Annotated in this window: 15 protein-coding genes; 6 read left to right on the top strand and 9 right to left on the bottom strand. The window is 65.0% G+C overall.

The features are described from left to right. Window positions 1-109 precede the first annotated feature (109 nt). Window positions 110-1,357 (top strand): glycosyltransferase family 39 protein, encoded by a 1,248-nt coding sequence (locus L284_RS46425; RefSeq protein WP_021236289.1) that lies wholly within the window; start codon window positions 110-112, stop codon window positions 1,355-1,357. A gap of 3 nt (window positions 1,358-1,360) precedes the next feature. Here L284_RS46425 and L284_RS46420 read toward each other — a convergent pair whose 3' ends face one another. From L284_RS46420 to plsY, 4 genes are all read right to left on the bottom strand, one after another. Continuing rightward, a complete protein-coding gene (locus tag L284_RS46420; RefSeq protein WP_021236288.1) occupies window positions 1,361-1,540 on the bottom strand; it encodes a hypothetical protein in 180 nt (59 codons plus the stop codon). After that, window positions 1,537-4,152, bottom strand: coding sequence for a type I DNA topoisomerase (gene topA / locus L284_RS46415; RefSeq protein WP_021236287.1), 2,616 nt, complete (start codon window positions 4,150-4,152; stop codon window positions 1,537-1,539). The genes L284_RS46420 and topA overlap by 4 nt, the downstream gene beginning before the upstream one ends. 167 nt (window positions 4,153-4,319) lie before the next feature. Further along, on the bottom strand, window positions 4,320-5,471 hold the full coding sequence (gene dprA / locus L284_RS46410) for a DNA-processing protein DprA (RefSeq protein WP_407635863.1): 1,152 nt from the start codon (window positions 5,469-5,471) through the stop codon (window positions 4,320-4,322). Next, complete coding sequence (plsY, locus tag L284_RS46405; protein ID WP_021236285.1) at window positions 5,471-6,058, bottom strand: glycerol-3-phosphate 1-O-acyltransferase PlsY; 588 nt, start codon at window positions 6,056-6,058, stop codon at window positions 5,471-5,473. Before plsY ends, dprA begins: the two co-directional genes overlap by 1 nt. 277 nt (window positions 6,059-6,335) lie before the next feature. Here plsY and murI point away from each other — a divergent pair, with 277 nt between their 5' ends. The 4 genes from murI (at window position 6,336) to L284_RS46385 (ending at window position 10,535) form a co-directional block, all read left to right on the top strand. Continuing rightward, complete coding sequence (gene murI / locus L284_RS46400) at window positions 6,336-7,130, top strand: glutamate racemase (RefSeq protein WP_235054619.1); 795 nt, start codon at window positions 6,336-6,338, stop codon at window positions 7,128-7,130. Then, window positions 7,127-8,011: a hypothetical protein gene (locus tag L284_RS46395; protein ID WP_021236283.1), complete on the top strand. Its 885-nt coding sequence runs from the start codon at window positions 7,127-7,129 to the stop codon at window positions 8,009-8,011. The genes murI and L284_RS46395 overlap by 4 nt, the downstream gene beginning before the upstream one ends. 50 nt (window positions 8,012-8,061) lie before the next feature. Further along, complete coding sequence (hemA, locus tag L284_RS46390) at window positions 8,062-9,276, top strand: 5-aminolevulinate synthase (protein ID WP_021236282.1); 1,215 nt, start codon at window positions 8,062-8,064, stop codon at window positions 9,274-9,276. Between the two features lie 158 nt (window positions 9,277-9,434). Then, complete coding sequence (locus tag L284_RS46385; RefSeq protein WP_021236281.1) at window positions 9,435-10,535, top strand: NADH:flavin oxidoreductase/NADH oxidase; 1,101 nt, start codon at window positions 9,435-9,437, stop codon at window positions 10,533-10,535. Between the two features lie 108 nt (window positions 10,536-10,643). On the opposite strand, the gene L284_RS46380 is transcribed toward L284_RS46385, so the two are convergent. The 5 genes from L284_RS46380 to L284_RS46360 all read right to left on the bottom strand — a co-directional run bounded on the left by L284_RS46380 (window position 10,644) and on the right by L284_RS46360 (window position 15,511). Next, window positions 10,644-11,867 carry a type III PLP-dependent enzyme gene (locus tag L284_RS46380; RefSeq protein ID WP_021236280.1) on the bottom strand — a complete coding sequence of 408 codons (1,224 nt, stop codon included), beginning with the start codon at window positions 11,865-11,867 and terminating at the stop codon, window positions 10,644-10,646. 380 nt (window positions 11,868-12,247) lie between these two features. Further along, the gene (locus tag L284_RS46375; RefSeq protein ID WP_021236279.1) at window positions 12,248-13,426 is read right to left on the bottom strand and encodes a carboxynorspermidine decarboxylase; all 1,179 of its coding nucleotides are present in this window, start codon (window positions 13,424-13,426) and stop codon (window positions 12,248-12,250) included. A 94-nt stretch (window positions 13,427-13,520) separates the two neighbouring features. Beyond that, window positions 13,521-13,871, bottom strand: a complete 351-nt coding sequence (locus L284_RS46370) for a DMT family protein (protein WP_021236278.1) — start codon at window positions 13,869-13,871, stop codon at window positions 13,521-13,523. A 6-nt stretch (window positions 13,872-13,877) separates the two neighbouring features. Then, a complete protein-coding gene (locus L284_RS46365) occupies window positions 13,878-14,300 on the bottom strand; it encodes a hypothetical protein (protein ID WP_021236277.1) in 423 nt (140 codons plus the stop codon). Further along, window positions 14,300-15,511, bottom strand: a complete 1,212-nt coding sequence (locus L284_RS46360; protein WP_031343310.1) for a saccharopine dehydrogenase family protein — start codon at window positions 15,509-15,511, stop codon at window positions 14,300-14,302. Before L284_RS46360 ends, L284_RS46365 begins: the two co-directional genes overlap by 1 nt. Before the next feature lie 284 nt (window positions 15,512-15,795). Between L284_RS46360 and L284_RS46355 the strand changes: the two genes are divergently transcribed. Continuing rightward, window positions 15,796-17,031 (top strand): DUF3419 family protein, encoded by a 1,236-nt coding sequence (locus tag L284_RS46355; protein WP_021236275.1) that lies wholly within the window; start codon window positions 15,796-15,798, stop codon window positions 17,029-17,031. Window positions 17,032-17,037 lie beyond the last annotated feature (6 nt).

Genomic DNA, 17,037 nt, shown 5'->3' with positions numbered 1-17,037 from the left:
CCACTCTAACTGTCTGGTTCGACGCATTTTCCGAGTCGTCAGGTGATTCCACCTGATTAGAAAATGCTCTAAGCCAGCAGTATCGAGGGCGGGCGCGAAAGGGCGAACGATGATCGCAAGCACACGGGCGGCGGCAAGCCGGATCGTCGCCCGCACGGGCTTGGCGCGCCGACCTCGGCCCGCTGTCGCCTCGCCGCTGTTGTTCTTCGCTCTCGGCCTTGCCCTCCGCATCCCGATGCTCGGCAAGCCGGCGTTTCAGTCCGACGAGCAGTTCTATCTGCTGGTCGGCCAGCGCATGGCGGAAGGCGCGCTGCCCTTCGTCGATATCTGGGATCGCAAGCCCTACGGCCTGTTCCTGCTCTATCGCGGCGTCTTCGCGCTCCCGTTCGAGCCGGTGCTGACCTATCAGATCGCCGGGCTGATCTTCTCCGTACTGACAGCCCTCGTCATCGAGCGCCTGGCTCGCCGGATCGCGCCGCCACCCGCCGCACAAGCGGCCGGGATCGCTTATCTGCTCTATCAGCCCATGTTCAATGTGGCGCTGGGGCAGTCGCCGGTATTCTATAATCTGCCGGTCGCTCTCGCCGCCTGCCTCGTGCTCGCGGCGCGCTGCCGCAGCGAAGATCGTTCGCTGTTCCGACGCGGAATGGCGGCGATGCTTCTCGTCGGGCTCGCGTTGGAGATCAAGTATAGTGCCGTATTCGAGGGTCTGGCTTTCGGCCTGATGCTGCTCGCGCGCGGACGGGTCGATGGCTGGAGCCTGCCGCGTCTCGCCATGACGGGTGCGGCATGGGCTCTCGCCGCCCTCGCGCCGACGCTTCTGGTTTGGACGGGCTACGCGGCGAACGGCCATGGCGAAGCCTTCCTGCAGGCCAACTTCCTCTCGATCTTCGGCCGCAGCGTCGACCATGCCGACGCCTTCGCCCAGCTTGCCAAGGAAAGCCTGGCACTGATCCCCTTCGCTCTGGCAGTCCTGCTAGCCCCCTCGCGCCTGCCCGCCAGGCCGGAAACCGATCCGGTCATGCTCACCGGCATCCGGATCTGGGCCATGGTCGCGCTTTTCGGGTTCCTTGCGTTCGGAACCTGGTACGACCACTACCTCGGCCCGGTCCTCGTCCCGCTTTGTGTGCTCGCCGCGCCGGCGCTCGGACGCACGGCTCCCGGCGAGCGGTGGTACGGCAGACTACTGCTGGGTTTCGGCCTGCTCGGCGCGCTCGTGGTTCCGGCGCTGCAAGTCCGCGAGCGCGGCACCGCAGCGGCATTCGCGAGCGCCAGCGCCGCCGTCGCGCGCGAACTCCGCGGCCGCTGCCTCTATGTCTACGAGGGCGACAGCGCGCTCTACCGCTTGAAGCGCTGAACTTCAGCGCGCCTTGGCGATTCCGAAACCGTGCTGGCGCGCGGCGTCCTTGGTCGATTCTTCGGTGCGGTTGAGGGCCTTGGCGATTTCCTTCAGACCCTTGCCCTTTCCGGCCAGGGTCTGGAGCTTTTGCAGTTCCTCGGGCTTCCAGGGCTGCTTGTGCTTGGCGATCTTGTCGCTCATTCGGCGGCTTCCTTCTTGGCCTTGGCAGGCGCTTTCTTGGCGGCAGGCTTTTTCGCGGCCGTCTTCTTGACAGCGGGCTTGTCCCCCGCGTCCTTGGCGGCTGCCTTTTTCGCAGGCGCCTTCTTGGCGGCTGACTTCTTCGGCGCAGCCTTCTTCTTGACCGGACCTTTGGCGGCCTTCTCGTCGAGCAGGGTGATCGCCTGCTCGGCCGTCAGGTCCTCCGGCTTCTGGTCGCGCGGCAACGTGGCGTTGGTGGTGCCATCGGTGACGTAGGGACCATAGCGGCCCGCCAGCACCTTGATCTCGCCGCCGGACGTCGGATGCGCGCCGAGGACCTTGATCGGTTCCGCTGGCGCGCGCGAACCGCGCCCGCCGCCAGCTGCGGCTTCCGCCAGTTTGGTCACGGCCATGTTCATGCCGGTGTCGAACACCTCCGCCGTGGAGCGCAGGCGCGCATACTTGCCATCATGCGCCAGATAGGGACCGTAACGGCCGATGCTGGCAGTGATGTCCTTGCCGCTTTCGGGGTGCTGGCCCACCGTGCGCGGGAGGCTGAGCAGCTTGATCGCCCATTCCAGCGTCAGTTCGTCGATATCCTTCGGGATCGAGGCGCGCTTCGCCTCCTTCCCTTCGCCGAGCTGGATGTAGGGACCGAACCGCCCCGAGCGGCGGACGATCTCGAGGCCGGTTTCGGGATCCTTGCCCAAGCCTTCGTCGTCACCGCCCTCCGCGCTGCCGCCGGGCTGCGCGAACTTGCGGGTGAACTTGCATTCCGGGTAGTTCGAGCAGGCGACGAAGGCGCCGTAGCGCCCGCCGCGCAGCGAGAGACGGCCTTCACCGCACTTGGGGCAGAGGCGCGGATCGCTGCCGTCGGCCTTGGGCGGGAACAGGTAGTCGGACAGGAATTCGTCGAGCGCCTCGGTCACTTCCGAAGGCTTCTTCTCCATGACCTCGTCGGACTTGGGTTTGAAATCCCGCCAGAAGGCTTCAAGCAGCGCCTTCCATTCCTGGCGGCCGCCGGAAACGTCGTCCAGCTCGTCTTCCATGCCCGCAGTGAATTCGTAGGCGACGTAGCGCTGGAAGAAGCGTTCGAGGAACGAGGTGAGAAGCCGGCCCGATTCCTCTGCAAAGAAACGGTTTTTCTCGGTGCGAACGTAGTTGCGGTCCTTGATGACCTGGATCGTCGCCGCATAAGTAGAAGGACGACCGATCCCGAGTTCTTCCAGGCGCTTGACGAGGCTGGCTTCCGAGAAGCGCGGCGGTGGCTGGGTGAAGTGCTGTTCGGCGGTGACGCCCTTCTTGGCGGGCATGTCGCCCGCCTTCATGAACGGCAGCAGGCCCGAATCGTCGTCGTCCGACTTGTTGTCCTGGCCTTCCTCGTAGACGGCCAGAAAGCCCGGGAACTTCACGACCTGGCCCGAAGCGCGCAGTTCGTGCTGGCCGGTGCCGTCGCGCAAGGTAACGGTGGTGCGTTCCAGCGCGGCGGAGGCCATTTGGCTAGCCATGGCGCGCTTGAAGACCAGGTCGTATAAGCGCGCTTCGTCGCCCGAGCCGAAGCGGTCCTTGGTGAAGTCGGTCGGGCGGATCGCCTCGTGGGCCTCCTGCGCGTTCTTCGCCTTGGTCTGGTAAATGCGCGGCTGGTCGGGCAGGTAGTGGCCCGAGAACCGGTCGGTGATCGCGGCACGAGCGGCCGAAATCGCGCTCGGGTCCATCTGCACGCCGTCGGTACGCATGTAGGTGATCGCGCCCGCTTCGTAGAGCGTCTGCGCCACGCGCATGGTCTGGCTGGCCGAGAATCCCAGCTTGCGCGCGGCCTCCTGCTGCAGCGTCGAGGTAGTGAACGGCGGTTGCGGGTTACGCTTGTGCGGCTTGGTCTCGACCGATTCTACCTTGAAGGCGCCGCTTTCGACTGCAGCCTTGGCCCGCATCGCGGTGCCTTCCTCGCCGATGCTGAGACGATCGAGCTTCTTGCCCTCGAACGCCACCAGCTTGGCGGTGAAGTCGGTGCCGTCATGCGCCATCTGCGCCGCGACCGACCAGTATTCCTGCGGCGTGAACGCCTCGATCTCGCGTTCGCGATCGACGATCAGGCGCAGCGCCACGGATTGCACGCGGCCCGCCGACTTGGCACCCGGCAGTTTGCGCCAGAGCACCGGCGAAAGCGTGAAGCCGAACAGGTAATCGAGTGCGCGGCGCGCCAGATAGGCGTCGATCAGGTCCTGATCCAGCTCGCGCGGCTGGGTCATGGCCTTGGTGACGGTGTCTTTGGTGATCGCGTTGAAAGTGACGCGCTGCACGTCCTTGGGCAGCGCCTTGCGCTTGGCCAGAAGTTCGCGGACGTGCCAGGAAATCGCCTCGCCCTCACGATCAGGGTCGGTCGCGAGGATCAGGCGGTCAGCCCCCTTCGCGGCGTCGGTGATCGCCTTCACCTGCTTCTGCTTGTCGCCGTAAAGCTCCCAGTCCATCTCGAAGCCCTCGTCCGGGCGGACGGAGCCGTCCTTCGGCGGAAGGTCGCGGACGTGGCCGTAGCTGGCGAGGACCTTGTAGTCCTTGCCCAGGTACTTCTCGATGGTTTTCGCCTTCGCCGGCGATTCTACGATGACTAGCTGCATTCTTTCAGACTCTGTGTGCCCCTGAGCGCGCCTGCGTGCCCTACGCACGCGCATATACGTGTACGCATAGGGTGGGAAGCGATTGGCCCCCTCGTCAAGCGTGGAGAATATGGCAGGATGATTTCAGTTCGTTCCGTTTTAGCGCCGCTGAGCCGGAAGACGCGGTTTCAGGCCAGACTCACCCTGCCCCCCGCATGCCGCAGGAGCTTCCCGCCGATCTCCAGTTCCAGCAGTGCCATATGGACCGAAGGCGCGCTTGCGCCCGATTGGCGAATCAGTTCGTCGACCGCGACCGGCGCCGAGGTCAGGAGGCTGGCGACTGCGGAGTCTCCATCCTCGGCAGATTTCGAGGACGCCAGTCGCCAGTCCTCCACTGTCGCGGTGACGCCCCGTGGCGGAAATTTCGGCAGGCCGTCGAAACCCGACAGCAATTCGGCCACATCCTCTACGGACTGCACCAATATGGCGCCGTCGCGAATGAGCTGGTTGCAGCCATGCGAGCGGGCATCGAGCGGGGAGCCGGGGATCGCCATGACTTCGCGCCCCATTTCGCCCGCCAGCCGCGCCGTGATGAGCGATCCGGACTTGGGTGCGGCCTCCACTACCAGAGTGCCGGCCGCCAAGCCCGCGATGATGCGGTTGCGCGTGGGAAAGTGGCGCGCAAGCGGCTCCGTTCCCGGCGGCTGCTCGGCAAGCAGGAGACCCTGGTCGGCGACCCGCTTCTGCAATTCGGCATGCTCCGGCGGGTAGGCGATATCGATCCCGCTGGCGATCACGCCTACGGTTCCGCCGCCCGCCAGCGCTCCCGCATGCGCCGCGCCGTCGATTCCCCGTGCCAGGCCCGACACCACCGTGAAACCGGCGGCGGCGAGGCCGTAGGCAAAGTCCCGCGCCAGGCGGATCGCGCCCGCCGAGGCATTGCGCGCGCCGACGATCGCGACCATCGGGCGATCCAGAAGCGCCGTATTCCCGCGAAACGTCAGGATCGGCGGAGCGCCCTCCGAATGGGCCAACAAGGCCGGATAGTCTGGGGAATCGTGAAAGAGATAACGGCCGCCGGCCTTGCGAGTCGCGGCGATCTCCGCCTGGACGCGCCGTTCGGAAGCGGCTTGGTAGGGCCGCCCTGCTCGCCCCGCAAGATCGGGCAGCATGCCAAGCGCCGCCCCCGCGCTTCCGAACCGGGACAGCAGTTGCCGATAGGTGACGGGACCGATGTTCGGCGAGCGCAGGAGGCGGATGCGTGCGAAAGCCTCATCCTGCGACAGCAAGGTGCTCGCCGCGATGGCGCTATCGGTCTGCTCCGCTGCCCCCGCGTCGATCACGGCTTCTTGCCGCTTCCTACCCGGGGCTCGGTGCCGGCCCGCAGGCGAGCCAGATTTTCGCGGTGCTGGAACAGCACGAGCAAGGCGATGATCGCCAATACGCCGGCCGCATCATGGCGTCCCAGCAGCAACGCGGCGATCGGCGCGACTACGGCGGCGGTCATCCCGGCTACGGATGAAATGCGCACCGACAGCAAGAGCCCGATCCAGGTCACCGCATAGGCCAGTCCGACCGGCCAGGCGAGGCCGAAGGCGATACCCGCTGTGGTGGCGACGCCTTTCCCGCCCTTGAACCCCAGCCAAACCGGAAAGCAATGGCCGACGAAGGCGCCCAGCGCCGCGAGCCAGGTCCATTCCGGCAGGAACCGGCTGGCGATCAGCACGGCTGCCAGACCCTTCAGCAAGTCCAGCAGCAGCGTGGCCGCGGCCAGTCCTTTTCGCCCGGTCCGCAGAACATTCGTGGCGCCGATATTGCCGGAACCGATCGAACGCAGATCCCCGGCACCGGCCAGGCGCGTGATCAGCAGGCCGAACGGTACCGAACCCAGAGCGTAACCCAGCAAGAGGGCGAAAATCCAATCCATGACTCGCCTCTTAGAGCCTCTTTGAAAATCCGCCAGAGGCGCAGGCGGCGAGAGCCCGCTAAAGCCTCCATTCTGGCGCGACCTTACCGATTTGCGCGCAAATGGCGAACTGCCTGCAGCATTGATCATTGCCCTTGACGGCCTCGACTGATTAACAGGAGGCAAGGTCCAGGAAAGAACGATGTCCTCCCCACTTCCGCAAGCGCTCGCCAGTCCGATTGCCCCGTCGCCAACCACCTCGTCTTTGCAGGAAGGGCCTTGCGTCCGCGCGGCCGACATCGATGCCGAAGCGCCGATCCTGCTGTTCGATTCCGGCGTGGGCGGTCTCACCGTTCTGGGAGAGTTGCGCAAGGTACTGCCGCAGGCGCCGGTGATCTATGCCGCCGACATGGCCGGCCTGCCCTATGGCACCAAGAGCGAGGCGCAGGTCACCGCGCGGGTCGCCGGGTTGCTTGGCCGGATGACCGAACGCTTCGCACCGCGCCTGGTCTGCATCGCCTGCAACACGGCGTCCACGATCGCGCTTGGCATGGTGCGCGAAGTGCTTGAAGTTCCTGTCGTCGGAACCGTGCCCGCCATCAAGCCGGCCGCCGCCATGACCAAGACCGGCGTCATCGGCCTTCTCGGCACGCAGGCGACGATCCGGCAGGCCTACGTCGATCGGCTGGAGCAGCAATTCGCCGGCGGCAAACGGCTCTTGCGCTACGGCGGCCCCGGCCTGGTGGAAGCGGCAGAGGCGAAACTTCGGGGCGAGAGCGTCGATCTCTCCGCCATAAACAACGCGGCCCAGGCCCTGCGCGCCATGCCCGGGGGCTCGGACATCGACACCGTGGTGCTGGCCTGCACGCACTTCCCCTTGCTCGAAGAGGAACTGGCGCAGGCTTTCGGGCCCGGCGTGAAGTTCGTGCACGGCGCAAGCGGCATCGCCCGGCGCATCGCGCAGCTTACCGAAGGTCAGGAGTACCTCCGCCGGGAGCCGGACCGCGCGTTGTTCACGGGACAAGGCGAATTTCCGGGCGCTTACGAGAAGGCGCTGACACGATACGGCCTGCCCGAAGGCGGAAGGTTTTGACGCCGCGGCTCAACCTGCTGCTGCTCATCCTGATGCTGCTGATCGGGGTGCCGCTCTATTGGTTCCAGTTCGACAGCAGCGCTCCCGGCGCCAAACCCCTGCCGCTTTCGCTCACCCAGCTCCGTACCCTGGCGGATGAGATCCCCGGAGAAGCCCCTCGGGAAGTGCGGCAGGAGGTGATCGGCTATCGGAAGGCCTTCTACAACCAGATCGCGGCGGGCAGCGGCCTCCGGCCCGTCCGCCTGCCCGTGCGCGTGTTCGAGCTGACCGCAAGGAACCGGCCGCCGATCCTGATCGATGCGGGCACCACGCCCCGCGCCGCAAAGGACGGAAATCTCCGGGACTTCGACCCGGCCGCCCAGAAGCGGGTAGACCGGCGCGCCGAGACTGCCACTCTGAAACTTCTGCTGCTGGATGGTCCGCTCCATCGCGGTGACCCGGCCCTGACCTCGCCCGATGCCGATCCCCTTCCCGACTTCGGCAATGGAGAACCGCGCGCCGTGGCGCCGGGCGTGGTCGCCATCCCGCTGAAAGGGCTGCCGAATCGCGCGATGATGGTCTACGCACGCCTCGAAGATGGCCGTGAGTATCTGTTCACCGGCGATGTCGCGCCGCTGGACACCAATTGGCTGGAGAACCGCCCTCCGGCGCGCTCCCTGGGAACCATGCGCGACAGCGACGAGCGTCGGATAACCGTATCCTGGCTCAAGACGATCAAGGCCCTGAAAAAGGCCGCTCCGGCGATGATCGTGGTCTCCGGGCATGAGCCACGAAACATCGCGGGTGTTGCAAGTGGATTTGCAAAGATCGATCACAGTCAACGGGACAAGCCGCTGGTCATGTCGCGGCCGATCATGTATTTGCCCGCAGCAACGGGGTAAAAGCCCCTGGGCAGCAGCCCTTGCAAGGCGAACGGCAGGATAGAGCCTCGGTGAACTACGAACACATTTTCGATCAGGCGATCGAGCGCCTCCATTCGGAAGGCCGCTACCGCGTCTTCATCGATATCCTGCGCAACAAGGGCGCCTATCCCAACGCCCGCTGCTTCGCCGGCCACAACGGCCCCAAGCCGATCACCGTCTGGTGCTCCAACGACTATCTCGCCATGGGCCAGCATCCCAAGGTGATCGAGGCCATGGAAGAAGCGCTGCACGACGTCGGCGCCGGCTCCGGCGGCACCCGCAACATCGGCGGCAACACGCACTACCACATCGAACTCGAAAGCGAGCTGGCCGACCTGCACGGCAAGGAAGGCGCGCTGCTTTTCACCTCGGGCTACGTCTCGAACGACGCCACGCTTTCGACGCTGGCCAAGCTGCTGCCGGGCTGCGTGATCTTCTCGGACGAGTTGAACCATGCCTCGATGATTGCCGGCATCCGCAATTCGGGGTGCGAGAAGCGGGTCTGGCGCCACAACGACCTCGAACATCTCGAGGAACTGCTGGCCGCCACCGACCCAGCCCTCCCCAAGCTGATCGCCTTCGAGTCCGTCTACTCGATGGACGGGGACGTCGCGCCGATCCACGCGATCTGCGATCTGGCCGAGAAATACAACGCCCTCACCTACATCGACGAAGTCCACGCCGTGGGCATGTACGGCCCGCGCGGCGGCGGCATCACCGACCGTGACGAGGCGGCCCACCGCATCGACATCATCGAAGGAACGCTGGGCAAGGCGTTCGGCGTGATGGGCGGCTACATCGCCACCAACCAGAAGATCATCGACTGCATCCGTTCCTACGCGCCGGGGTTCATCTTCACCACATCGCTCTCACCAGTGCTGGTGGCGGGCGTGCTCGCCTCGGTGAAGCACCTCAAGAGCTCCAGCGCGGAGCGCGAGGGTCAGCAACGCTCGGCCGCGACGATGAAGCAGATGTTCCGCGACGCCGGCCTGCCGGTCATGGCTTCGACCACGCACATCGTGCCGCTCATGGTCGGGGACCCGGTCAAGGCCAAGAAGATCAGCGACATCCTGCTCGCCGAATATGGCGCCTATGTGCAGCCGATCAATTTCCCGACGGTACCGCGCGGCACCGAGCGCCTGCGTTTCACGCCCGGCCCGGCCCATACCGACGACATGATGCGCAGCCTTACCGAAGCGCTCGTCGAGATCTGGGAACGCCTGGAGATGCGTCTGGCGGCCTGATCGGCAAGCTACCGCAACAGCTATAATTTCTATCGAAAGGGCTCCCCGCGAAAGCGGCGGAGCCCTTTTCATTTGCCGGACCGTCCCCAAGTTCACCCCGTCGCTCCGCGCGCTCTCCCACGCGTCTTTCCCGCGACAGAATGACCAGAAGGACTTCCATGGCCAAGCTGTTCGAGCCGATCACCATCGGCAACCTCACTCTCGCCAATCGCATCGTCATTGCGCCGATGTGCCAGTATTCTGCCGAGAACGGGCGGATGACGGACTGGCATGCCATGCACCTCGGCAACCTGGCCCAGTCCGGTGCGGGCATTCTTACGATCGAGGCGTCCGCCGTCAGTCCGGAAGGCCGCATCTCCTATGCCGATGTCGGCCTGTGGGACGACGAAACCGAGCAGGCCATGGGCAAAGTTCTGGAAAGCGTGCGCCGTTGGTCCGACATGCCCATCGCCATTCAACTGGCGCACGCCGGCCGCAAGGCCAGCACCGCCAAACCCTGGGACGGCGGCAAGCAGATTGCGCCGAACGCCGAGAACGGCTGGCAGACCGTATCCGCCTCCGCTCTCCCCTTCCTGCCGGACGAAAACCCGCCGGAAGCACTCGACAAAGCGGGGCTTGCGCGCATCCGCGACGCCTTTGCCGATGCCGCCCGGCGGGCTGCGCGCCTCGGCATCGATGCGGTCCAGATCCACGGCGCGCACGGCTACCTGCTCCACCAGTTCCTTTCGCCGCTCTCCAACAAGCGAACGGACGAGTATGGCGGCAGCCTGGAAAACCGCATGCGCTTCCCGCTGGAGGTCTACGACGCCGTGCGCGCCGCCTTCCCGGCGGACCGGCCGGTGACCATGCGCGTATCGGGCACCGACTGGGCCGAAGGCGGCTGGGACATCGAGCAGACCGTCGCTTTTGCCAAGGCGCTCGAAGCGCGCGGTTGCGCGGCCTATCATGTTTCCAGCGGCGGACTGGATGCCGGGCAGAAGATCCCCGTCGGTCCCAACTACCAGGTGCCGTTGGCACGCAAGGTGAAGGAAGCCGTCTCCATGCCGGTGATCGCCGTGGGCCTCATCACCGAGCCCGAGCAGGCCGAAGCGATCGTTGCGACCGGCGAGGCGGACATGATCGGCCTTGCCCGCACCGTGCTCTACGACCCCCGCTGGCCCTGGCACGCCGCTGCTGCTCTGGGTGCCACGGTCAAGGCGGCCCCGCAGTTCCTGCGCTGTCAGCCCCGTGTGTACAAGGACTTGTTCAAACAGGCTTGAAGCCGGCCTCCTCGTCGCCCCGGATTTGATCCGGGACGACGGCCTCAGATACGAAAAAGCCCGCCGGGATCGCTCCCGGCGGGCTTTTCTGTAACCGTTCCGCTCAGATCAGCGCAACGACACCACATTGTCCGACACGCGCGGGTCCTTGCGCTCACCGGTGTAGAGGCTCGCCATCGGCTCATCCGAGACGTTCAGCACTTCGCCGGTGCCGAAGCCGTTGAATGCCGTGCGCATGGCCGCGCCATAAGCGCCGAGCATGCCCACTTCGATCCAGTCGCCCGCCTTGATGTCGGCGGGAAGCATGAACGGGCCTTCCATGAAGTCGGCATCGTCGCAGGTCGGGCCGTAGAACGAGAAGCCCTGGAGATCGTCCGAGCGCTCACCACCCACAGCCATCTCGCGCGAGATGCACTTCACCGGGAAGCGCCAGGCGACATGGGCGGCATCGTAGAGCGCGCCATAGGCACCCTCGTTGATGTAGAGTTCGTCGCCGCGACGCTTCTCGACCTTGACGATCATCGAGCTGTACTCGGCCGACAGCGCGCGACCGGGCTCGCACCACAGTTCGGCGTTATAGGCGATCGGCAGGGCTTCGAAGTGGCGGTGAATCACCTGGAAGTAGTCTTCCAGCGGCGGCGGCTCCATGCCTGGATAGACCGAGGGGAAGCCTCCACCGACGTCGATCATGTCGATGACGACACCGGCGTCGGCAATCGCGGCGCGGGCGCGCTCGAGTGCCTGGACGTAGGCGAACGGCGTCATCGCCTGCGAACCGACGTGGAAGCATACGCCCAGCCAGTCGGCAACCTGACGGGTCGCCTGGAGCAGTTCACCCGCATCGGCCAGGTCCACGCCGAACTTCGAAGCCAGGCTCAGTTCCGAGTACTCGGAAGAGACGCGCAGGCGCACGCAGAGGCGCAAGTCCGCGGCGCGATTGCCATCGACATCGGTGGTCGCGTCGAGGATCTTCTCGACTTCCTCGATCGTGTCGAGGCTGAAGGTGCGCACACCGTGTTCGAAATAGGCTTCGCGGATGGCGCTGGCGGTCTTCACCGGGTGCATGAAGCACAGGGTCGCGTCGGGCAGGGCCCCGCGAACCATCCGCACTTCACCGATGGAAGCGACGTCGTAGTGCGTGATGCCGTTCGCCCAGAGGATCTTGATGAGATCCGGCGAGGGATTCGCCTTCACCGCATAGAGCGCCTTGCCCGGAAACTTCGTGGCGAAGAAACGGGCCGCGCGCGCAGCAGCATGCGGGCGGTTGAGGATAACGGGTTCGTCGGGCGCGATTGCGCGCGCTACGGCCGGTGCGTCAAGAAATTCGAGCAACTCAAGGGACCCCCAAACGGAATTGTTAACGACAAGAGCTGCCTTGCGGTTTGGAAGTCCCCATGGGGCAGCGAGGGGCGGGATATAGGCCCCCCAAGCTGAATCGCAAGTGAAAAAGCACCCCTTTCACAGAAACGTCACATAAGGGGAGCGCGCGAGAGTTCATGCCGTTTCTCCACTCAACTTTATTGCCGTTTTACAAACAGTTGGTTGAGAAAACTCCAACCAGCCGCACCGCGGAAGATGACAGCCGAACGAAGCGGGTTTCATGTCTCAAATGCGCTGGGGGCAATCCGGTTCTCTCGAGTCGGGCAAACGGGGGCCGGAAGAGGCAATCGCGGGACGGGTCGAGCCGTCCCGCAGTGCTCGACCGCCGGTTATCAGCTCAGACGGCCGCGAAAATCCTCATAGTCGAAGCGGCGAATGCATTCGAGCGAGTCCGTTTCCGAATCCCACAGCCAGATCGACGGCAGCGGCACGCCGTTGAAAGTCGTGGTCTTGACCATGGAATAGTGTGCCTGGTCGAGGAAGGCGAAGCGCGCGCCCGCTTCGACCCTCACCGGCAGTACGTAATCGCCGATCACGTCGCCCGCGAGACAGGATGGACCGCCCAGACGTACCGCTTCGCCCTCGCCTTCCTGCTTCTCGCCCAACATGGCCGGCCGATAAGGCGCCTCGATCACGTCGGGCATGTGGCAGGTCGCGGAAACGTCGACGATGGCCACGGGCATGCCGTTGTGCGCGACATCCAGCACCGTTCCTACGAGAATACCGGCATCGAGCGCCACGGCCTCACCTGGCTCGATGTAGACTTCGGCGCCGGTATCCTCCTGGAGATCGATCAGGAACTCGACGAGTTCGTCGCGCTGATAATCGGAACGGGTGATATGGTGCCCGCCGCCAAGATTGATCCAGCGGAACTGGCCGAAGAAGGGCTCCAGGTAATCGAAGGCCTTGTCCCAGGTCCGGCGCAGCGGCTCGAAGTCCTGCTCGCAGAGGGTGTGCATGTGAATGCCGTCGATCATGCCCATATGCTCTTCGGTGAGCTGATCGATCGGGAAGCCCAGGCGCGAATGCGGCGCGCAAGGATCGTACTTGGGCACTTCGCCTTCGGCATGCATCGGATTGACGCGCAGACCGATATCGAAATCCTCACCGCGCGCGCGCGCCGCTTCGATCTGCGGCCAGAAGCGCTCGATCTGCATGGGCGAATTGAAGATCACATGATCCGAGAGCCGCAGGATCTCATCGAGATCCTGCTCCTTGTAGGCGGCGCAATAGGTCGCGATCTCGCCATCGTAGAACTCGGAGGCGAGGCGCGCTTCCCACAGGCCGGACGTGCAGACGCCGTCGAGATATTCCCCCACGATCGGCGCCGTCGACCACATGGAGAAAGCCTTGAGCGCGGAAAGCACCTTGGCGCCGGAACGCTCGCCGATATCGGCCAGGATGCGCAAGTTGTCGCGCAGCTTGGCGGCATCGACGACGAAGCTTGGGCTGTCGACGCGCGACAGATCGAAGTGGGCAAAAGCTCCCGGATCGCCGGCGCGGGTTTCCATGTTCGTTCAATCCTTTTGAGTGGCTCGTTGGGCGAGCCAAATTTGCAGATGACACTGGCAGATGGCTCTTGCGCCCACAGGCTTCAAGAATGCGTCAGCCGAACGGGCCCTTGAAGATGAACCACGCCCCTGCCCCGACCAGCGCAAAGCCGACGATCTCGTTCAGCCCAGGCTTCTGGCCGAACAGTGCCCAGGCCACCAGCACGAAGGCGGTCAGCGACATCGCCTCCTGCAGCACCTTCAGCTGCCCCAGCGAATAGACCTGGCTGCCGATGCGATTGGCGGGCACGGCAAGGCAATATTCGAGGAAGGCGATGCCCCAGCTCATGGCGATCGCCACCCACAGCGCCTTGCCGGGCATCTTGAGATGCAGATACCACGCCGTGTTCATGAAGAGATTGGAGCCCGCAAGCAGGGCCACGGGCGCTACGAAAGTCCAGTTCATGGCCGCTCAGTCGACGCAGATCGCGGCGACGGCTTTGCCGTTCCTGACTTCGGCGTAACAGCCGTAGAGCCGGTCGTCGGCCTGGCAGATGCCGCTGGCCGCCTTGTCGGGCGAAACCGCGCCCGCGCTGCCGACGCACTTGCCCTGGCACTGCGCGGAGTCGGTACATTGCTTGCCCGCGTCGGCATAGGCATGGACGCATTGCTCCATGCCCAGCCTGCCGCGGCGCTGCACGGTGCCGCCTTCAGCCTCGCAGGCCGCGCGATCCGCCGCGTTCATGCCGCGCCCCAGTCCGTCGTCATAGCTCTGGTTCTGCGCCGGTTCGCCCCCAGCAGGCGGCATCGGTGGCTGCGGACCGTCCTGCGGCGCGCAGCCGGCCAGCGCGAAAGCGCCGAAGGCAGCGACGAGGACGGTCCGCAAGCCGCGCATCAGAACGCCAGAGGCCCGTCGAGTTCCTCGACCGTCCAGGGCAGGCCATGCTGGTTGAGCATGTCCATGAAGGGATCGGGATCGAACTGCTCCATGTTGAACACGCCGGCGCCGCTCCACTTGCCGGTCAGCAACATGGCCGCACCGATCATCGCCGGAACGCCGGTCGTGTAGCTGACGGCCTGGTTGCCGGTTTCGGCATAGGCCTCTTCATGGTCGCAGATGTTCTTGATGTAGAACGTCTTCTCGCCCGAACCGTCGAGCGCCTCGCCGGTGGCGATGTCGCCGATATTGGTCTTGCCCTTGGTCGTCGGGCCGAGCGAGGCAGGCTCGGGCAGGACGGCCTTCAGGAATTGGAGCGGGATGATCTCGACGCCGTTGTAGATCACCGGGTCGATGCGGGTCATGCCCACGTTCTGCAGCACGGTCAGATGCTGGATATAGGCATCGCCGAAGGTCATCCAGAAGCGTGCGCGCTCCATTTCGGGGATGAACTTCGCGAGGCTTTCCAGTTCCTCATGGTACATCATGTACATGTTCTTCGGGCCGACGGCCTCGAAGTCGAACTCGACCTTCTTGCCCATGGCCGGGGTCTCGACGAACTCGCCGTTCTCCCAGTGGCGCGCAGGCGCGGTCACTTCGCGAATGTTGATTTCCGGGTTGAAGTTCGTCGCGAAGGCCTGGCCATGGTCGCCGCCGTTGCAGTCGAGAATGTCGAGCGTGCGGATGGTCTTGAGCTTGTGCTTCTTGAGCCACATCGCGAAGACCGAAGTGACGCCCGGATCGAAGCCCGAACCGAGCAGCGCGGTGAGGCCCGCTTCCTTGAAGCGCTCCTGATAGGCCCACTGCCAGTGATATTCGAACTTGGCCACGTCCTTGGGCTCGTAGTTCGCGGTGTCCATGTAGTTCACGCCGGTCGCCAGGCACGCGTCCATGATCGCGAGATCCTGGTACGGCAGCGCGAGGTTGACGACGAGCTTAGGCCCGATCGAGCGGATCAGCGCGCTGGTCGCCGCCACGTCGTCGGCGTCGATCGCATAAGTGCTGATCGAGACGCCGGTGCGCTCCTTGACCGAGTCGGCAATCGCCTCGCACTTGGAAACCGTGCGGCTGGCGAGGTGAATGTCCGAGAAGATGTCGGGATTCATCGCCATCTTGTGGACCGCGACCGAACCGACGCCGCCTGCGCCGATCACCAGAACCTTGCTCACCAATCTGTCTCCTTAGCGCGATGCTCGCGAGCAGCCGCATATAGAGGCCCTGTGTGACAACTCAACTCTTCGAGTTTCGTTGATTCGTTCGTCCGAACCTGACGGTCGGGCAAAAACGGGCATCCGCCCGTTTTTGTGCGGCACCGGCCGCAAGCTCGTCACGGATGTGACGAGCGCACTCGGCCAAGAGTGTCATAATCCGCCATCGTCCCGTCATCGGGCGGTCACCCGGCGGAGGCAATGCGACGAACCTAAACCTTTTCCTCGCGGCCAAGGAATTTCCGATGCCTCCTGCTCAGCACCCTCACGCGAGGCCTGCGTCCGACCTCATCGGCAAGGCAGTCGTCCGCCACGAGACGAGCCGCAGCGCCCGCCTGCTCGACAAGGCCTTCGCGCTCGCCTTCAAGGGGCTAGTCTATGCGCAGATCTGGGAAGATCCGGTAGCCGACATGGAAGCGCTCCAGATCGGACCGGACAGCCGGATCATCACGATCGCCAGCGGAAGCTGCAACGCGCTTTCCTATCTCACCGCCGATCCGGCGGCGATCACCTGCGTCGATCTCAACACCGCGCATATCGCGCTCGGCCGCCTCAAGATCGCCGCTATCCACAACCTCACGGACTACGCCGATCTGCGCCGCTTCATTGCCGAGGCCGACCAACCCGGCAATCTGGAGACCTATCGTGACCGCCTTGCGCCGCATCTCGACGAGGCGACTCGCCGCTACTGGGAAGGCCGCGATCTGGTCGGACGTCGCCGCATCCGCGGCTTCGCGCGCGGCATCTACAAGCAGGGCCTGCTCGGCCACTTCATCGGCGCCGCGCATGTGCTCGCCAAGCTCTACAAGATCGATCCCAGCGAGATCCTGGGCGCGGAAACCCTGGAAGAACAGCGCCGCGTTTTCGACGAGCGCTTCGCCCCGATTTTCGAGCGCAAGCTGGTGCGCTGGCTGACCGATCAGCCCGCCTCGCTGTTCGGCCTCGGCATTCCGCCCGCCCAGTACGACGCCCTGGCTGGCGGCAATCGCATGGCGGACGTCCTGCGCGCGCGGCTTGAGAAGCTTGCCTGCCACTTCCCGCTGGGCGACAACTACTTCGCCTGGCAGGCTTTCGGGCGCGGCTATGGCCGCCAGGCCCAGGCGCCGCTGCCGCCCTATCTCCAGGAGGCCAATGTGCCGCTCGTCCGCGAGCGGCTGAACCGTCTCAATCTGCGCCATGCGAACTTCACCCAGGTTCTCAAGGAAAGCGCCGAGGCCTCGCTGGACCGCTACATCCTGCTCGACGCGCAGGACTGGATGAGCGACGCCCAACTGACCGAACTCTGGAGCGAGATCACGCGCACTGCCCGCCCCGGCTCTCGGGTCCTTTTCCGCACCGCCGCCGAGCCGACGCTCCTGCCAGGCCGCGTACCCGAAGACGTGCTGGCACGCTGGGAGTACCGCGAGGCGGAATCGCTGGCGGCGACGCGCGCGGATCGCTCGTCGATCTACGGCGGCGTTCACCTCTACGTGCTGCGCTGAGGCTGC

Origin of the sequence: Novosphingobium lindaniclasticum LE124, assembly GCF_000445125.1 — a bacterium.
GTDB lineage: Bacteria > Pseudomonadota > Alphaproteobacteria > Sphingomonadales > Sphingomonadaceae > Novosphingobium > Novosphingobium lindaniclasticum.
The sequence above is the reverse complement of the archived record's forward strand: the minus strand, read 5'-3'. Positions and strand labels throughout refer to the sequence as shown.